Below are 15,679 nucleotides of genomic sequence, written 5' to 3'. Positions count from 1 at the left end.
ACAACCAGCTACTCTTCGAGGGCGTCGGCGATCCGTCCGAGTTCCCGTCGCACGTCGTGGACTTCGTCCCGGAGCTTGCGAACTTCCCGGGTGAGTTCCTCGTTCCCGCCGGTCTCGCTCTCGTCTTCGGGACCCATCTGCCCGGGGCCACGTCCGCCGGGACCGCCCGGTCCGCCACCCATCATGCCGCTCATCATCTGGGCAAACGGGTTGCCGCCACCCATACCGCCGGGACCGCCGCCACCCATGGCCTCCTCCATGCGCTCGCGTCGATCCTCCATGTCCATGTCCTCGCTCCCTTCCTCAGCGCGTTCCTGGCGGATCTCCTCGACACGCTCACGGAACGACTGTTCGTCGTCGCCTGATTCTCCATCCGATTCAGTCGGCTCCTCGGCGTCGTCCGTCATGGGGCGAAATTTGCGATGGCGTCGGAAAAGCGTTGCCGTCCGATGTCGACTGAAAAGGCGAGCGGCCGTTCGCGTTGTCCATCACGAGAACGAGCCGAGGCTTGCCTGCAGATTTCGATCGGTCTTGCCGTCGTGCAGTTCGAATCCGACTAGGTCCCGCATATCCACTCCATAGGTACTCCCGCCGTATTCGATGACCAGCAACCGCCCTTTGGTCCCGCGAACCGTCCCCGTTGCCAACGTCTCCGCGACCGGTCGCTCCGTCAGCTCCAGCCCGTGCTCGAAGGCAAAGCGCTCGATGACTTCGAAGTCCGCGAGTAGTCGCTCCCAGGCGTCACTATCGACGGTCCGATGAAGTCCCCGCCGCTTGCGGTCGACCCGGACGCTGTCGCCGACAGCGGTCGCGATATCGCGTTCGATCCGGCGGGCGGTTCGACCGTTTTCGACGGTTCGTATGTGTGCCGCACGATCGGCCCCCTGCTCGCGGAGACGGGTTTCGAGTCGCCACGAGCGGGTGACGCCGACCTTGAACGCGTCCGGCGCGAACGCCGCGAGATAGATGGCGTGTTCCTCACGACAGGATGCTACTGGTAGCGTGCACTCCCCCTGACACCGAGCACACGGCCAGCGGTCGGTATGGCTCGAACAGTACGGGGCCGTTGCATTATCACAGGCGATGTGCGTCCCGTCGTCGACCGTCCCTGCACAGTGGCGGTTCGCCAGGGTGTACGTGAGTTCGACGCCAGGTTCGAGCCAGATGCGTTGGACATCGGCGTCGCGACTCACCAGGAGCGCGGCTGGTTCCTCGACACGCGGTCGATAGCCCACAATCTGCACGGCCGTTCGTAGTCGGCATCGACCTTTGGCTGTTGCTATCCGGATGCAGTGACGACCTCTGACTGAAAACCCGTCCGACTGTCGGTCCGTACCCAGCATGCAACCACCCAGACCCGATTCCGTGATCTTTTTTGCATCGTCCCCATCGAGATAGGACAGTAATGAACCGAGCGGATCGGCAACCAAACAAGGAGCCCGCCACAGCGACGCCATCGAGACGGAAGCTGCTCCGTGCCGGCGGCGCTGCTGTGACAGCAGGGCTGGCCGGGTGTACGCTGCCACTCGGCGGAAACAAGGGGGCTGGGGAACTCCAGTCATGTCCGATCGATGTCGAAGAGACGAACGCCGAGTACCGGAGTCATCCGAACGGCGATGTGCGCATGTGGCGAGGGGGGCTCCGGCGACTCGGTTACTATCCCGAGGAGACCGTCCCCGATTCAGTCTCGGTCAACTGGACGTTCCCGATCAACTACGTCGGTCACACCGCCGCCAAATCCAGTCCGGTCCCGACACCGGACGGCGAGCAGATCCTCTTCGCCGGGGATACCGGTCGCGTCGAATCCTACGCACCCTCGGGCAAGATGGACTGGTCGACCCAAACGAACGCCACGGAGAAGGGATTCCACGGCTCGGCGGCCATCGTGGATGGCACCGCGTACATCGGCGGCTACAACGGCGACCTCTACGCGCTCGACGTTGAATCGGGCGAACTGGAGTGGCACACTACGTCGGAGGATCTCGCCGGCGCGCTGGCTATCGGCTCCAGTCCAGCATACTACGAGGGCATTCTCTACGTCGTCGCCGAGTACTGGGACCCGTCCTCCGGGGCGCTGTGGGCCATCGACGCCGAGACCGGCGAGCCGATCCACGTCGACGATCGCATGTGGGGTCAACCACATCCCTCGGCGACGATCGACATCCAGGAGGAGCGGCTCATCTCCGGGTCGAACGACGGCGTCGTCTACTGCTGGCGATTCCCGTGTCTAGAATTCGAGTGGAAGTTTCAGACGGGTCCGGAGGGAGGGCCAGACGGCAAAACCAAGGCTGACGGTGAGTTCAACCACGGCGCACAGGTCAAGGGCACGGCCCCGACGTTCGACGGCCGCGTCTTCGTCGGCTCCTGGGACGACCACGTCTACTGTCTGGACGTCACGGACGGCGAGGAGCTGTGGTCGTTCGAGACCGGAGACATCGTGATGTCGAATCCAGGTGCCGATCCGAACGCGGGCGTTGTCTACGTCGGGAGTTCGGATCACAACGTCTACGCGCTCGACGCCGAAAGTGGCGAGAAGCTGTGGTCGACGAACGTCGGCGGTCGCGTCATCGGCTCGCTGACTGTCACTGACGAAACGGTGCTGGTCGGGTCCTCCGGTTCGTACGTCTACGCTCTCGAAAAGGAGACGGGCAAGCGACGATGGCGTATCGAGAATCGCGGCGACGTCACGAGCGCGCCCGTCCCGCTCGACGGACGGATCTATTACGCCGAACGGGCTGTCATCGACGGCTACTACGACGACGATGAGGAATTCGAACTCGTCGAACCCGGCCACGCCTACTGCCTCGTCGAAGACTGACACTGGGTTGCACTCGTTGGCCAGCGTGTCATAGAACCCGCCAGCAATGCGCGGGACCGGATTTGAACCGGATGAAGACGTGCTCACTCGCTTCGCTCGTTGCGCGCGACTTCCAGGGTACAAATCCTAATGACGCATTCTCCGCTCACGGTTTGTTCGCGGAGAAGTGCGCGGGACCGGATTTGAACCACCCCCGAGAACCTGCGCCGTCGGCGCAGAACCTCGGTCTACCACAAATCCGCTCCTGCTCTTCGCTCACTTCGTTCGCTCATGCGCGGGACCGGATTTGAACCGGCGGACCCCTACGGGATAGCGTCCTAAGCGCTACGCCGTTTCCTGGCTTGGCTACCCGCGCGCAATTTCACCTTCGACCCGAATCAAATGAAACTTACCTTTCGCCGGGCGGTGATTTATATTCCATCACGCCAAAGCGACCTTGTGTATCGCGCTCGCGACCAACTGGCCAACGAAGAGTGGATCGAAGCCATCGAATCCGTTGCCGATCGCCTCGGTCTCAGTGACACCGCCCAGTCACGCGCCACGGACGTTTTCCTCTCGAATCTGCCGGAAGAAAAGCGATCCAAACGGGCGGTTCTCGCGGCGAGCGTCTACGTTGGCGCGCTGGTTGCCGGCGACCGGCGCTCGCAGTCGGCCGTCGCCGAAGCTGCCGATGTCTCCCGACTCACCATCCAGCAACGCTGGAAGGAACTGCTCGAAGAAACCGGATTCGACGCGCCCGACTGGTGATCACTCCGCCGGCTGGCGTCCGTCGCGGTCCGGTGTGAGATTGCCATGCTCGTCGATTTCGCCGCGGACGATGCGCGTACTCGAAATCGGTTTGTCATCTTCGGCCGTGACGTGATCGACGACCTCGATCGAAAGCGGATCACGCCCGTGTTTCTCCCGAATCTCGTTGATCCGCTTGCCCCCGGTCTCGGTCTCGGGTGAAACCACGAGTACGTCGAATTGCTCCTCGGTTGCGATTCCGGTCGGCTCCCGGAGTTTTCTGATCGTGTAATCGCGATCGTACTCGGTAGCAAAGTCCGAGAGTTCCGCGTCGAGGTCGGCGAGTCGATCGTCGTACGAGCGAACGGGCCGGCCCTCCTGTCGAGTCGTCGGAGCGAGTTCGTCGCTGGTCAGCCCAACTGTCACGTCCCCGAGTTCGAAGGCACGGTCGAACAGTGCCCGATGGCCGTCGTGGATCGGATCAAACGTACCCCCCAGCGCGACCTTCATACCGTTGGCAACTGCGCCTGGCGATTTAGCTTCTACGATGCTCGGTGCGGACCTGTTTCTATCTGGTCAGGAAATCCACCGAACTACGGACAATACATGAGTGTCACGACGTGTCCGGTCGACACTATCTAGTCGTCGACATCCTCACTCGGCTCAGCTTCGCCAGTATCGTCTGCTTCAGATGCATCCGTGACCGTTATCGTGACGGGTTCGTTCGTCTCTTCGTTCTCGTCACTCAGGTACGCGTCCAGGTTGACGACGGTGTTTAACTCGTCCTGGATCTCCCCGATCACGTCGGTGACGAGTTCGCTCGGCGCGATCGCGCTGTACTCGTAGGGGTTGTTTCCGGTCCCCTCGTGTTCGCGTTTCTCACGAGTGACGATGTCCTCGGCGTGGAGGTTGGCCAGTGTTTCCCGGACGGTACTCGGGTACAATCCGGTCCCGCTCGCGATCTCTTCGCTCGTCTGCTCCGGGGTGGCCCGCAGATGAACGTAGAGTCTGGCGCGCGTCTCCGTATCCAGAACCCACGACAGCACGTCGATCAGCCGCTCGTCGAACTCTTCGACGGCCCGGTCTGCCCCCTCCTCCAGTCGCGACCGAACGTCGCTATCAGTGTGCTCCTCGTCGGTGGTGTCGTCCTCCATACTGTTGCCTCTATAAGGACGGGAGGTCCAGAAAGTGAAAAGTCCTCGCCTCAGATAGCTCGGCTCACCGGGGATCTTCGACCAGCAACGACGAGTACAGCGCGTCGACACCCTCTTCATGTCGACGACGCTGACGGGTTGCACCGCTCTCGCCGGCCAAGAACGGCGCGACGCGGTCCAGAGTGAGGCGTGAAACATCACGTTCGATGGCCGTTGTGAGATCGATCGTGTCCGCACCATCGCGAGTAATGAACGAGGCGTCCCGGCCGTGCCGGATCGCGCGCCACTTGTTTTCGTCCAGCAGTTCTCGGCGAATCGGTTGGCCGCGCTCGCCGTCCTCGTATCGCGCGGCGAAATCGAGGACGAGTTCGTGGACGTACTCAACGAGCGCCAGCACGCGGTCGATGTCGGCCTGGGCATCGGCCGTGCGCACCTCCACAGTCCCATACTCCGTGTGTGGGCGCACGTCGAACCAGAGTTCCCCCCGATCGCTGATCGAGTTTGTCTCGATCATCCGTCGTTCGAACCGCTGGAAGGCCGCGAACGAATCAAACGCCGTCGGCATGCCGGTGTTGGGCAGCCCCTCGAAAAGTTTTGCCCGCGCCGAAGCCAGCCCAGTATCGAACCCGTTCCAGTACGGCGAATTAGCGGATAGCGCGAGGATGATCGGCAGATGCCACCGGAGCTGGTTGGCGATCCACACCGCCTTCTCGGCGTCATCGACGCCGACGTGAACGTGAAGGCCTGCGGTGGTATTCCGGTGTTGTGGGTACTGGATTCGATCGAGTTGTGACTGATATCGGGGCTTTTCGGCGTGTTCGAGCTCCCGCCATCTGGCACCGGGGTGTAATCCAGCCGCGGCGATACCGAATCCGTGCTCGCGTGCGTGCTCGACGAGCGCCCCGCGGACAGCGGCGAGCATGGCTGCAGCGTCCCCCGGCTCCTCGATGATCGGCGTCTGTGACTCGATCACGAACTTGAACAGCTCGTGGTCGAGGCGGTCCTCGAGGATCGCCGGCGGTTCGGTGTCGTAGACGAGTGTGTCAGTTCCAGAGACCGGCCGGCCGGACTCATCAACGACGAAGAACTCCTCTTCGATACCCAGCGTTCCCAGCTCCGTAAACGGACTCTCCGAAGCCGTCTCCATCGCTACGAGCGTTAGATTCGGGCCGGCTAAAGGGTTCTGTTCCCCGACGGAACGGCGTATCGAATCGGTACGGCAGCAACTCAGCGGGGACGAGCGATCACGGCCAGGTGATCGTCGTGATAGGGCTCCAGAGACTGGCGGTCGAGGATCTCGTAGCCGGTCTCCAGCCGGTCGATCACGTCCGCGAAGACGGCATCCGGCTCCCGGGTGACGTCCTCGCTTCGGGCCTTGATTGCCATGATGAGCCGCCCGTCGTCGGTGAGAAATCGCCGGTTGGCCAGGGCCACGTCCGCCTGGCCACGTGTGGCCACGTCCTGAACGATCACGTCGACCGGCTCGACGACGTGAGCATACGTTTCGGGGGCCCGTGCATCCTTCAGGAGGGGAAAAAGTCGATCACGACCTTCGGCGACCTCGACCAGATCCCGCATCGGCCGGGGCGCAAACTCGACCGCGTAAGTCGGCCCCGCGAAGTCGGCCACGTGACTGACAGTCGTCCCGCTCGCCGCTCCGAGATACAGGACAGTCTCGCCACCCGCCAGTCCAGTATCGATACCGAGTTCCAGCATGGCCCCCAGCTTCGACCGATCGGCGATCCACTGTCGCCATCCGTCCGCAACGGCTTCCCCGTAGACGGGCTCTCCTCTTGTTGCCAGCGCGTCCATGCCGTCGAACGTACGTCGCCGGACGCCATCGGGCAGCGTCATGTATCACCCCGCGAGCGAATGGTTTCGATGCGGTCGTCGAGTTCCGCGTCGAGTTCGGTTCGTCGGTCACCGCTGTAGTGATCGATCCGTGCGGCGATAGTCAGCTTGCCAGCCAGCGCCCGTGCGGCCGAACCGCGCTCGGCTGGGGCCGTTCCGCTGACGTACTCGTGGGTGTAGATGATCCCGTGTTTCGGCGAGGGTGCGGATCCCTGGAGGTGTGCGAACAGTGCGTCCTCGGCACCGAGAACCTGGACTGTCCCACTGGGCTTTTTCGCCAGGGATTCCAGTCCACCGGCGAGCGAGATGAGTCGTGCGGCCAACACTGGTCCCGCGAGCGCCGACAGGTTCGGCGCGACCGCCGGCGCAGTCGTCTCGATGTTCCCTCGAAGGTCGGCCGCCTCATCAGCGAGATCGACGACCCGCTGGGCCAGCGAGACGAGTGCAGCCTCAGCAGAATCGGCCGGCTCGTCGTCCAGAAGTTCCCGGGCGTACTCGACGCCGGACCCGGCATCCGGCAACCGCGTCCCCGCCCATTCGGCGACCCGCTCGGCGAGTTCGTTCGCCGTTCGCTCGCAGTCGTCCATCGCCCGAACCGCGTGTTTCAGCTGCTGATCGTCGGCCCGTTCGCGCTCCTGGACTGTGGCCTTGGCTGCTGCCGTTGTGATTGAATGTAACGCATCGTAATACGCTTGGGCATCCGCGGCGTAGCCGGCCTCGACGGCACGGTGTGGCCAATCGGCCGGTTCGTCGGCCTCCCCATCCCGAATCCGGGCCTGGGCAGCCGATTCGTCGTCGGCTGACAGACCTTGAAACCAGGCTGCCTCAGTATTCATGCCCGTCCGTTGGCCCCCCACGGCGAAAAAGCACGCGACTGGCGACCCAGCGATTCCGACAGTCCGCTCAGGCTCGAACTTCCAGCGACCGGGTCCGGGGACCGTCACACTCGACGAAAAGGATCGACTGCCAGGTCCCCAGATCGAGACTACCGTCGCTGACTGGCACTGTCTCGCTGGGGCCGATCAGCGACGCTCGAATGTGGGAATCGGCGTTGTTGTCTATCTGGTCGTGGTGCCAGCCATTGTCGTCGACCAGTTCGGACAACGCCGTTTCGAGGTCACCGATGAGCCGAGGCTCGCCCTCGTTGATCGTGACTGCGGCCGTGGTGTGCGGGACGAACACGGTTGCCGTTCCGTTCGCATTTGGCGGTAGCGCATTTTCGACCTTGTCAGTCACGTCGATGACTGACAGCCGTTCGTCAGTACTGATAGATAGGCTCCCAACCATACCGTAATGTCGGCGATGCCGGACAAAAACGCTTGCCCACTCACAGCCACTCGTCGGGTTTGGTGTCGTAATCGATGTCCTCGGCCGCCAGATGCTCGACAGTCTCCCACTCCACGGTTTCGACCGTGACGTGGTCGCCGTCGTATCGGAGACGCTTGCCGACCTCGACGGACTTGGGTTCCTGATCGCGCCGTCGCGCCATCTCGACATCGCGATCGTCGAACTCCGTCGTGATTGTGAGCAGATTGACTGGCCGACCCCACAACTCGAAGATACGTTTGAGGACGTCGGTCGCCTCCTCGATATCGAGCATAACCCCGTTGTACCGGTGAGCCAGCAGGAGTTCCCCGCTGTTATCGTAGTTTGCGTCCTCGACGACGATCGTCGGCTTCCCGAAGTTCGTGAACTCAAGCATCAGCTTCCGTTTGACGTCCTCGGGATCGACACTGGAGACCCGGAAGTCGCCGGTCTTGTGACTGTGCTCGTAGGCGAAATAGTCGTTGGCCGTGACGAATTCACCAGTCAGGAACGCGTCGATGAACGTCACGTCGTTGTGACTCTCCCGGAGCTCCCGCATGTGATCCCAGCCGCGGGTGTACGCGACATCTGCCAGGGCCGCCTCGATGCTATCGTAGCGCTGGTCGTCAAAGAGGTACCGCGCGATCGACTCGAGCTCCGAGTTGCTCGCCCGCTCGAGAAAGCCCCGAGACTGTGGCTTCAACAGCGAGTAGTGTCGCTGTGCCAGTCCCTCGTAGGTCAGGACCTTCCAGGGGTAGCGATCGACGTCGATCCCGCCGTCACGGGCCTTTGCGAGTGCGTCGGCGTCGACCCGTGAATCGTCCGGAGCGATGGATTCCAGCCACCCGGAAACGTTCTGTACCCAGGCCGGCGGTTCGAGTCGCTCACGGACGGCCGCGAAGTCGACCTCGCTTTCGAGATTGCGCCAGGTGATCCCCTCGACCCGGAGCAGGCGTTCGAGGACTTCCCGGCGGTTGGTCCGGTTCTCGACGTACTCCCAGAGCTCCTTGCCCAGCTTGTAGGGGTTCAGCCCGCCGGATCCCAGCACGCGAGCCTGGTGATCGGCGTAGGTCAGGAACTCGTCAGTGCCGGCGAAGGCCTCCTCGCCCATCATCATCGACTCCCAGTAGGCCGCCCACCCTTCATTCATTACTTTTGTCATTTTCTGCGGGGCAAAATAATAGGCCTCCCGGCGCAGTAGTTCGAGGATCTCCCGCTGCCAGTCGGTCATCTCGAGGGCTCTGTCGGTCTCCTCGTCGTACTGTTTGCCGTGGACAGCCAGGAACCCGATGAGATCCTCGACGGGTTCGGGCGGGAAGCCCGCGTCCTCGTCGGAGCTGTCGGCGAAGAACGCCTCGTCGAACACCTGGCCCGTGACCTCCGCCGAGAGATCGAGTTCCTCGATAGCCGCCTCGGGATCGGGGCCGTCGATCTCTCCGTCCTCCTCTGTCTGTTTGACGGGGGCGTAGGCGGCGTGCTGGTCGATCGTGTCCTCGAGACACAGTACGTGGTCGATCCAGCGCTCGACGGCCTCCCGGTCGATCTCGGGGTCCTCCATGAACTCCCGGATGCGGTCGGCGTGACGGGCGAGCATCGCCGTGGCGTCCGGTCCGCGGCGGTCGGCGGCGGCCCGGTCGTCGACCCCGTCGGTGAACAGCCCGAACCACTCGTTGTTCGCGAAGAAGTCGGCGTGGGCCTCGACGTGGGTGATGACGGCCTTCTGGTCGGCCAGGGCGTTGGACTCCTGGAGGAACGCGTGGGCCGGGTTGTCGTTGTTGACGATCTCGAAGGCCTTTCCGCCGAGGAACTGCCCCTGCTTTCGCTGGCGGTCGTAAGCCATGCCCCACCGCCAGTGGGGATAGCGCTCCTGGAAGCCGCCGTAGGCGATCAGGCGGTTCATCTCGTCGTGATCGACGATCCAGTAGTTGACGGGGTAGGGATCGAGTCCGAGGCTGCGAGCCAGCTTTCGGGCCTCCTCGACCGGTTCCCGGAGTCGCCGTGCGGTCTCTTTCGCGTCGGTGCGGTTGTCGATGGTGCTCATGATTCCTCCGTGCTGAGAATCTCGTAGATGGCGTCGGTGACGTCGCCCGGCTCGTTGACGAACGCGACCGCCACGTCGTCGCTGCCGGCGAAGTTGCGGTTGACCTCCTCGGCGTGGGTCGCGTTGATCGCTTCGCCGCCCGGCTGGGTCTCGACGTAGGCGTGGAGGTTGGCGTCGATCTCCGCCATCAGGGGGATGACGCGTTCCTCGGTGTCGTTGCTGGAGTTCTCGCTGTCGCCGGCCGCCAGCACGTAGCGGTTCCACTCGCTGAAGGGGTACTTGGCCTCGAGGATCTCCTGGGTCAGTTCGTAGGCGCTTGAGATCCGCGTTCCGCCGCCCGACCGAATGCCGAAGAACTCCTCACGCTGTACCTCCCAGGCGTCGGCGTCGTGGGCGACGTAGACGAACTCGGCGTTGTCGTACTTGCCCTGGAGGTACCAATCCAGTGGCGTGAACGTCCGCTCGACGAGTTCGCGCTTCTGCTCGCGCATGCTCCCCGAGACGTCCCGGATGTTGACCACGACGACGTTGCGCTCCTTGCGTTCGATCGTCTCGGGGTAGCGGTAGCGCTCGTCCTGCCGGCGGAAGGGCACGTCGTCGATGCCCTCCCGGCGGACCCGCTCGACCGCCCCTTCGCGCTCGACGGCCGCCTCCATCGCCTCGATCGAATCCCACTTGCCGCGTTCGCCCGCCGGCAGGTCGTCGTACTCGCCCTCGATCCAGCCCAGCGAGACGGGGATGCCGTCGGCCCGGGCCCACTTGAAGACCGTCTCGGGCCCCCAGCCCTCGACTTTCAGTGCCTCGCGAACGTACTCGCCGTCGAAGTCCATCGCCAGCTTGCGGGTGATCCCGCGCTTGAACAGCGTCTCGAAATCGAGGGTGCTCGAGGGGCCCGTCCGGGCGACGTCGGTGAACTCGCCCTCGGTCTCCTCGACGACGGTCTTGCCCTTCGGTTCGAGGTCGAGGCCGAGTTCCTCGTCGAGTTCCTGGGCGAACTCCTCTGGATCCATCTCGTAGTAATCGTGTTCGCCACCCTCCTCGCCCGGATCCCACTCCTCGTCGCCGTCACCGGGTTCGGGCTGGCCGACGGGATCGCCGACGTCCGGCTGTTCCCCCTGGCCCTGGCCGACGCCGCCCCGATCGCGGCGGTCGTAGACGAACTCCGGAAGGTCGACGATCTTGATGGGGATCCGCACCGCGTCGGCGCGGCTCTCCCCGAGGTCGCCGTACTGGATGAACTCAGCGAGGTCCTGGCGGCGCTGCTCGCCCACCTCGCGGTAGCGCTCGAGGTCCTCCCTCAGTCCCATCGGTGGGCCACCTCCGCCAAGACGTACCGGCTGGTCAACTCCGCCGAGGCGGGGCTGTAGCCGTAATCTCCGACCAGCACGTCGATCGTCCGCTCCTTGACGCGCTCGGTCTCGGTGCCCGCCGGCGGATCGGCCCACTGGTGGGGGTCGAAGTCCTCGAAGGTGCGCCGGACGGCGTCCCAGTCGTGACTGCCGAGGATCGACTCGATGACCGGGATCGACTCGGGGTCGAACGCCTCGACGGCGAAGCCCTCGTCGCGGGACTCCCAGGCGTGGCGGTTGATCGCCGTCACGATCTTGTCGTTCCTGAATGCACGGACGGCCTCGCCGGGTTCGTCGCCGTCGTAGTGACTCTCGTCGAAGCGCCCGAGGTGCTCGACCTCGAAGACCCGCATCGTCAGCGGGTCCGGTGGGACCTCCTCGCCGCGGTCGTTCTCGACGCGGCCGTCGGTCGCCCACGCGTAGACGGCTTCGACGTACTCGGCGACGGTCTCGCGCTCGACGCGCTTTTCCTTGAGTATCGCCGCCAGCACGTCCTCCTCCTGGCGAGAACTGACGTACGTCCGGACCTGATTCACTCGCTCTTCGAAGGTTTCCACCTCGCTCTCGCCGAAGACGGGCGCACCCGACAGGCCCTCGGCCATCGCCTCCAGCACGTCCCGGGGCATGATCACCGATCCGACGTCCAGGTCGGGGTGGTGACGGTCGCGGTCGGCGTACAGCAGGTCGGCGATCACGTCGCGGGTGTAGGTGACGGGGATGCCGCGCTCGCCGTCCTCGGTGTTCTCCTCGAAGGCGAACTCCGCGGCGTCGATGCGCTCGTCACCCTCCTCCAGGTAGCCCTGATCGAACAGCAGGGCCTTGTCGACCAGGTCCAGGGCGTCGGGCAGGTCCGACGTCGAGAGCCGCGAGACGACGTCGTACAGCGCTGCGGCCTCGATCGCGTGGGGGGCGAGTTCGATGTCGGTCGTGCCCTCGGCTTCCCGGACCTCGACGTGGACGGGTTCGCGGATACGTTCTGCAAGTTCCGCGTAGGAATCAGCCGTCCAGACGGCCGTCTCGCCGGTCAGCTCCCGATGGAGGAGTTCGGCCTCCAGCGAGAGCGTCGTGAGGTAGGCGAAGCGGTGTTTGTCCAGGCGGCGTTTGAGTGCTTTCAGCGGATCGGCGTCACCGCGCTGTTCGTGTTGATCGAGCTGGGCTTCCAGATCGGGATTGGAGATGATCAACAGCTGGGTGTCGACGTCCATCTCGATGCCCCGATCGAGTTTCACCGAGCGCTCGTCGGGGACGTTCAGCAGCTTCCGCAGGAGGTCGGCGTGCTGAGCGGCATCCTCGACGACCGTCAGGACGCCGTTGCCCTGGCTGAGGACGCCGTCGTAGGAAAAGGCTTGAGGGTTCTTCCGGCCCCGGGAGTTCAACTCCCGGAGCATCCCGCCCATCCAGGAGCCGACCAGCCGTTCCTTGGGCGTGCCCTCGTCCTCGGCGTGGAGGACGCCGATCCCCTGGCCGACGTCGACGACGTAGTTCTTCACCCGGAGGTGGTGGGGGTCGGTCACGGCCGAGAACAGCCCCTCGACGCCGTCCCGGCGGTATTGCTCTTCGAGGTACTCGTAGGCCTCCCGCGAGAACGGGTCGAGGTCGGTCTCGATGGTCACGTCGGGATGGTCGCCGAGTCGGTCGTTGAGATCGGCGACAACGTCGGCACGGACCTCCCGCGGAAAGACCGAGAGGGGATGAGTCTGGACCGGACTCTCCAGCCAGTCCTCATCGTCGCTGTCAGGGACGTCGCCGTAGGTGAGCCCGCCGCCGGCACTCCCCGCACCCGAGGCGTTCCACTCGACGGTGTATCGCCGTCCTTCTTCCGTCCAGGAGTACGCTCGTAGGCCGTTGATCAGACACCGTTTGAGTTCGGACTTGCCGGTCGCGGTCGGGCCGGCCAGCCAGATTATCTTCTCGGCCTTCCCGCGGCGGGCGGCGATCGTCCGGAGGTCCTCGACCAGCCCGTTGAGGACGTCCGTGTTGCCGAGGATGGCGTGCTCGCCGTCGTTGTAGGGATCGTCGAAGAAGCAGTAGCGCTCGCGCTCCTCGCCCTCCTCGACGACGGTCCGGGTCCCGGCGGCCTCGATCGCGTCGAGGAGATACGTGCTCGCGCCCGCGGCCAGGTGTGGCTCTTCGAGGATCGTCTCGACGTAGGCCGCGAGACTCATCGGGGGCTCGTAGGTCTCGGCCAGCTGGCGGTCGGCGGCGGCGACGTAGCTGTCGGCGTCTCCGCCGGCCCGGTCGCTTCCCCGTCGATCGGTGCGTTCGGGACTCATTCTTCCAGTTCGGTCTTGGCGACCTCCGCGCCCGCGAACTCCAGGACCTCGACGGCACCGTCCCGGGAGTAGCCCTGTTCGATCAGGGCCTCGATCCAGGCGTTGCGGTCGTCGTCGTCCATCTCCGAACTGGCGACCAGCGCGGAGAAGTTGATGTTGTGTTTCTTGTCTTCCCAGAGCTTTCGTTCGAGGGCCCGACGAAGCCGTTCGTTGTCCTGCGGGCTGAAGGTGTCTCCTTCACGGGCACGACGGGAGACCCAGTTGGACACTTCCTGGCGGAAGTCGTCCTTGCGATCCTCGGGGATGTCGAGATGCTCCTCGACACTGCGGAGGAACTGCTCGTCGGGTTCGGCCTCCCGGCCGGTGAGTTCGTCCTCGACGGTGTCGTCGTCGATGTAGGCCATGACGTGGTCCATGTACTTCTCGCCCTGACGCTGGATTTCCTCGACATCGTAGGCGAGCGCGTGGCGCACGTCGTCGATCGCCCGGTCGCGGTACTCCTCGCGGGTGAGTTCGAGGTAGCGGTAGTACCGATCGAAGCGCTCGGCGGGGATCGACCCGTGGTGTTCGAGGTTGGCCTCGAAGTGGTTGAACGCCGTCAACGGCGAGAGGAAGTCCCGATCGCGGTGCATCGAGTCCATGATCGCCTCGGCGATCTCGTCGCCGATGAACCGCGGCGAGACGCCGTCCATGCCCTCGCCGATATCGGCCGATTCGGCGGCCTCCTCCCGGAGTTTCTTGAGGTCGACGTCCTCGGCCCCCTCGCTCTCGCCGTTGTAGGCCTTTGCCTTCTGGAGGATCGTGACGGACGACTCGTCGGGTTCCTCGATGCGGGTGAGCACGCCGAACAGGCCGGCCATCTCCAGGGTGTGAGGTTCGACGTGGATGTCCGGCAGGTCGGCGTTCCGGAGCATCTTCCGGTAGATCATCGCCTCGTCCCCGTAGGAGAGCACGTACGGGAAGTCGATGCGCTTGGTCCGGTCGTTGAACGCCTCCATCTTCTCGTCGCCCTTCTTCTCGCGGTACTCGGGCATGTTCGTCCGACCGACGATCACCTGATCGATGTCGATCCGCGGGTTGTTGCGCGGTTTGATCGTCTGCTCCTGGGTCGCATGGAGGAAGTCATAGAGGAACTCCCGTTGAAGCTTGAGGAGCTCCTCTCCGGAGAAGATCCCGCGATTGGCGTTACAGAAGGCCCCCGAATAATCGAACGCGCGCGGATCACTTTCACCGTAGACGGCGATCTTGCTGTAGTTGACGTCACCGGTGAGTTCCGTCTCGTCCTGGTTTTTCTTGTCCTTGGGCTCGAACGTCTCGATCGCCTGACGCATGTTCTCGTCGGCCACCAGCCGGATGATCTCGACGTGGTTTTCAAGGACAGCCTGGAGGTCATCGTCGTAGTGGGTGAGCAGGCGATCCATGTAGAACTCACTGGCGGGATCGGGAGACTGCTCGTTACGGATCGTATACGGTGCCTCCAGGGCTTCGTTGAGATCCTCGAGAACCCGGTCGCGCTGTTCCTGGGGCAACAGGACCAGTGGGTCCTGATTCATCGGCGATCGCACGGTATCGTCGTCAGGGTCCTGGTCGGGGATGACGTCCCGGAGGTTCGTCCACCGGAAGGTGTACATCCGGCCGGCGTCCCGCATGGTGTAATCCTCGAAGTACCGCCGAACCTGTCGGTCGAAGTCGGATTTGCCGGACCCGACGGGACCCAACAGGAGTTTGATCCGTTTCTCGGGGCCGAGTCCCCGCGAGCCACTCTTGACCTTGTTGACGAACTCGTGGATCGCTTCGTGGATCACCCGTCCGTAGAAGGTGTTTTCACCCTCGTCGAGCGGGTCTGTCGCGGCGAGTGCATACTCGACGACGCCCTCGTCCTCGTCGTAGGTCGTCCCGTAGTGGTCGAACATGTCCGCGACCCGCTGGTGGGCGTTGCGGGCGATCTTCGGTGATGCCTGGAGTTCGTCCAGATACCACTGGAACGAACGGGTTTCCCGCAGGTCGGCCGGGATCGAATCCCGGTAGTGTTCGTTGAGCGTTTCGAGGGTGTTTCTGGTGCCATTCATGCTATCACGATCGGTTCATCCCACCTCGCCTGTTTCCGGGACACGCCAGCGACCTGTCCGGGGCCGGGTATTGATGCGGGTGCATATATTGTG

The 15,679-nt window shown here is 63.9% G+C and carries 14 protein-coding genes and 1 tRNA gene; 2 read left to right on the top strand and 13 right to left on the bottom strand.

What is annotated here, in order from left to right; all coding sequences use genetic code 11:
* Positions 1-8 precede the first annotated feature (8 nt).
* Together HBNXHr_RS05860 and HBNXHr_RS05855 are read right to left on the bottom strand one after the other, a co-directional pair.
* A complete protein-coding gene (locus HBNXHr_RS05860; RefSeq protein ID WP_275740351.1) occupies positions 9-407 on the bottom strand; it encodes a hypothetical protein in 399 nt (132 codons plus the stop codon).
* An 81-nt stretch (positions 408-488) separates the two neighbouring features.
* Positions 489-1,244 (bottom strand): DUF2797 domain-containing protein, encoded by a 756-nt coding sequence (locus HBNXHr_RS05855; protein WP_275883517.1) that lies wholly within the window; start codon positions 1,242-1,244, stop codon positions 489-491.
* A gap of 161 nt (positions 1,245-1,405) precedes the next feature.
* Between HBNXHr_RS05855 and HBNXHr_RS05850 the strand changes: the two genes are divergently transcribed.
* Positions 1,406-2,818 (top strand): PQQ-binding-like beta-propeller repeat protein, encoded by a 1,413-nt coding sequence (locus HBNXHr_RS05850; RefSeq protein WP_275883516.1) that lies wholly within the window; start codon positions 1,406-1,408, stop codon positions 2,816-2,818.
* 271 nt (positions 2,819-3,089) lie between these two features.
* Here HBNXHr_RS05850 and HBNXHr_RS05845 read toward each other — a convergent pair.
* Positions 3,090-3,173 (bottom strand) — tRNA-Leu (locus HBNXHr_RS05845).
* A gap of 83 nt (positions 3,174-3,256) precedes the next feature.
* On the opposite strand from HBNXHr_RS05845, the gene HBNXHr_RS05840 reads away from it, so the two are divergent.
* Positions 3,257-3,565, top strand: a complete 309-nt coding sequence (locus HBNXHr_RS05840; RefSeq protein ID WP_275740345.1) for a transcription initiation factor IIB family protein — start codon at positions 3,257-3,259, stop codon at positions 3,563-3,565.
* On the opposite strand, the gene HBNXHr_RS05835 is transcribed toward HBNXHr_RS05840, so the two are convergent.
* The 10 genes from HBNXHr_RS05835 to HBNXHr_RS05790 form a co-directional block, all read right to left on the bottom strand.
* Positions 3,566-4,054: a phosphopantetheine adenylyltransferase gene (locus HBNXHr_RS05835; RefSeq protein WP_275883515.1), complete on the bottom strand. Its 489-nt coding sequence runs from the start codon at positions 4,052-4,054 to the stop codon at positions 3,566-3,568. It abuts the gene before it with no gap.
* Positions 4,055-4,182: 128 nt separating this feature from the next.
* Positions 4,183-4,698 (bottom strand): ArsR family transcriptional regulator, encoded by a 516-nt coding sequence (locus HBNXHr_RS05830; RefSeq protein ID WP_275740341.1) that lies wholly within the window; start codon positions 4,696-4,698, stop codon positions 4,183-4,185.
* A gap of 64 nt (positions 4,699-4,762) precedes the next feature.
* Positions 4,763-5,845, bottom strand: a complete 1,083-nt coding sequence (locus tag HBNXHr_RS05825; protein WP_275740339.1) for a glutamate--cysteine ligase — start codon at positions 5,843-5,845, stop codon at positions 4,763-4,765.
* An 80-nt stretch (positions 5,846-5,925) separates the two neighbouring features.
* Complete coding sequence (locus tag HBNXHr_RS05820; RefSeq protein WP_275883514.1) at positions 5,926-6,552, bottom strand: fibrillarin-like rRNA/tRNA 2'-O-methyltransferase; 627 nt, start codon at positions 6,550-6,552, stop codon at positions 5,926-5,928.
* Positions 6,549-7,385, bottom strand: a complete 837-nt coding sequence (locus HBNXHr_RS05815) for an NOP5/NOP56 family protein (protein ID WP_275883513.1) — start codon at positions 7,383-7,385, stop codon at positions 6,549-6,551. Before HBNXHr_RS05815 ends, HBNXHr_RS05820 begins: the two co-directional genes overlap by 4 nt.
* Positions 7,386-7,452: 67 nt before the next feature.
* Entirely contained in the window at positions 7,453-7,836 is a 384-nt protein-coding gene (locus tag HBNXHr_RS05810; RefSeq protein WP_275883512.1) for a secondary thiamine-phosphate synthase enzyme YjbQ, read from the bottom strand.
* A gap of 40 nt (positions 7,837-7,876) precedes the next feature.
* Complete coding sequence (locus HBNXHr_RS05805; protein ID WP_275883511.1) at positions 7,877-9,895, bottom strand: SpoVR family protein; 2,019 nt, start codon at positions 9,893-9,895, stop codon at positions 7,877-7,879.
* Positions 9,892-11,202: a YeaH/YhbH family protein gene (locus HBNXHr_RS05800; RefSeq protein ID WP_275883510.1), complete on the bottom strand. Its 1,311-nt coding sequence runs from the start codon at positions 11,200-11,202 to the stop codon at positions 9,892-9,894. The genes HBNXHr_RS05805 and HBNXHr_RS05800 overlap by 4 nt, the downstream gene beginning before the upstream one ends.
* Positions 11,193-13,517, bottom strand: a complete 2,325-nt coding sequence (locus HBNXHr_RS05795) for a kinase anchor protein (RefSeq protein ID WP_275883509.1) — start codon at positions 13,515-13,517, stop codon at positions 11,193-11,195. Before HBNXHr_RS05795 ends, HBNXHr_RS05800 begins: the two co-directional genes overlap by 10 nt.
* Positions 13,514-15,586: a serine protein kinase PrkA gene (locus HBNXHr_RS05790; RefSeq protein WP_275883508.1), complete on the bottom strand. Its 2,073-nt coding sequence runs from the start codon at positions 15,584-15,586 to the stop codon at positions 13,514-13,516. Before HBNXHr_RS05790 ends, HBNXHr_RS05795 begins: the two co-directional genes overlap by 4 nt.
* Positions 15,587-15,679: the final 93 nt, after the last annotated feature.

Origin of the sequence: Halorhabdus sp. BNX81, assembly GCF_029229925.1 — an archaeon.
Lineage (GTDB): Archaea > Halobacteriota > Halobacteria > Halobacteriales > Haloarculaceae > Halorhabdus.
Note: the sequence above shows the minus strand (reverse complement) of the source record. Positions and strands in the feature narration are given on the sequence as shown.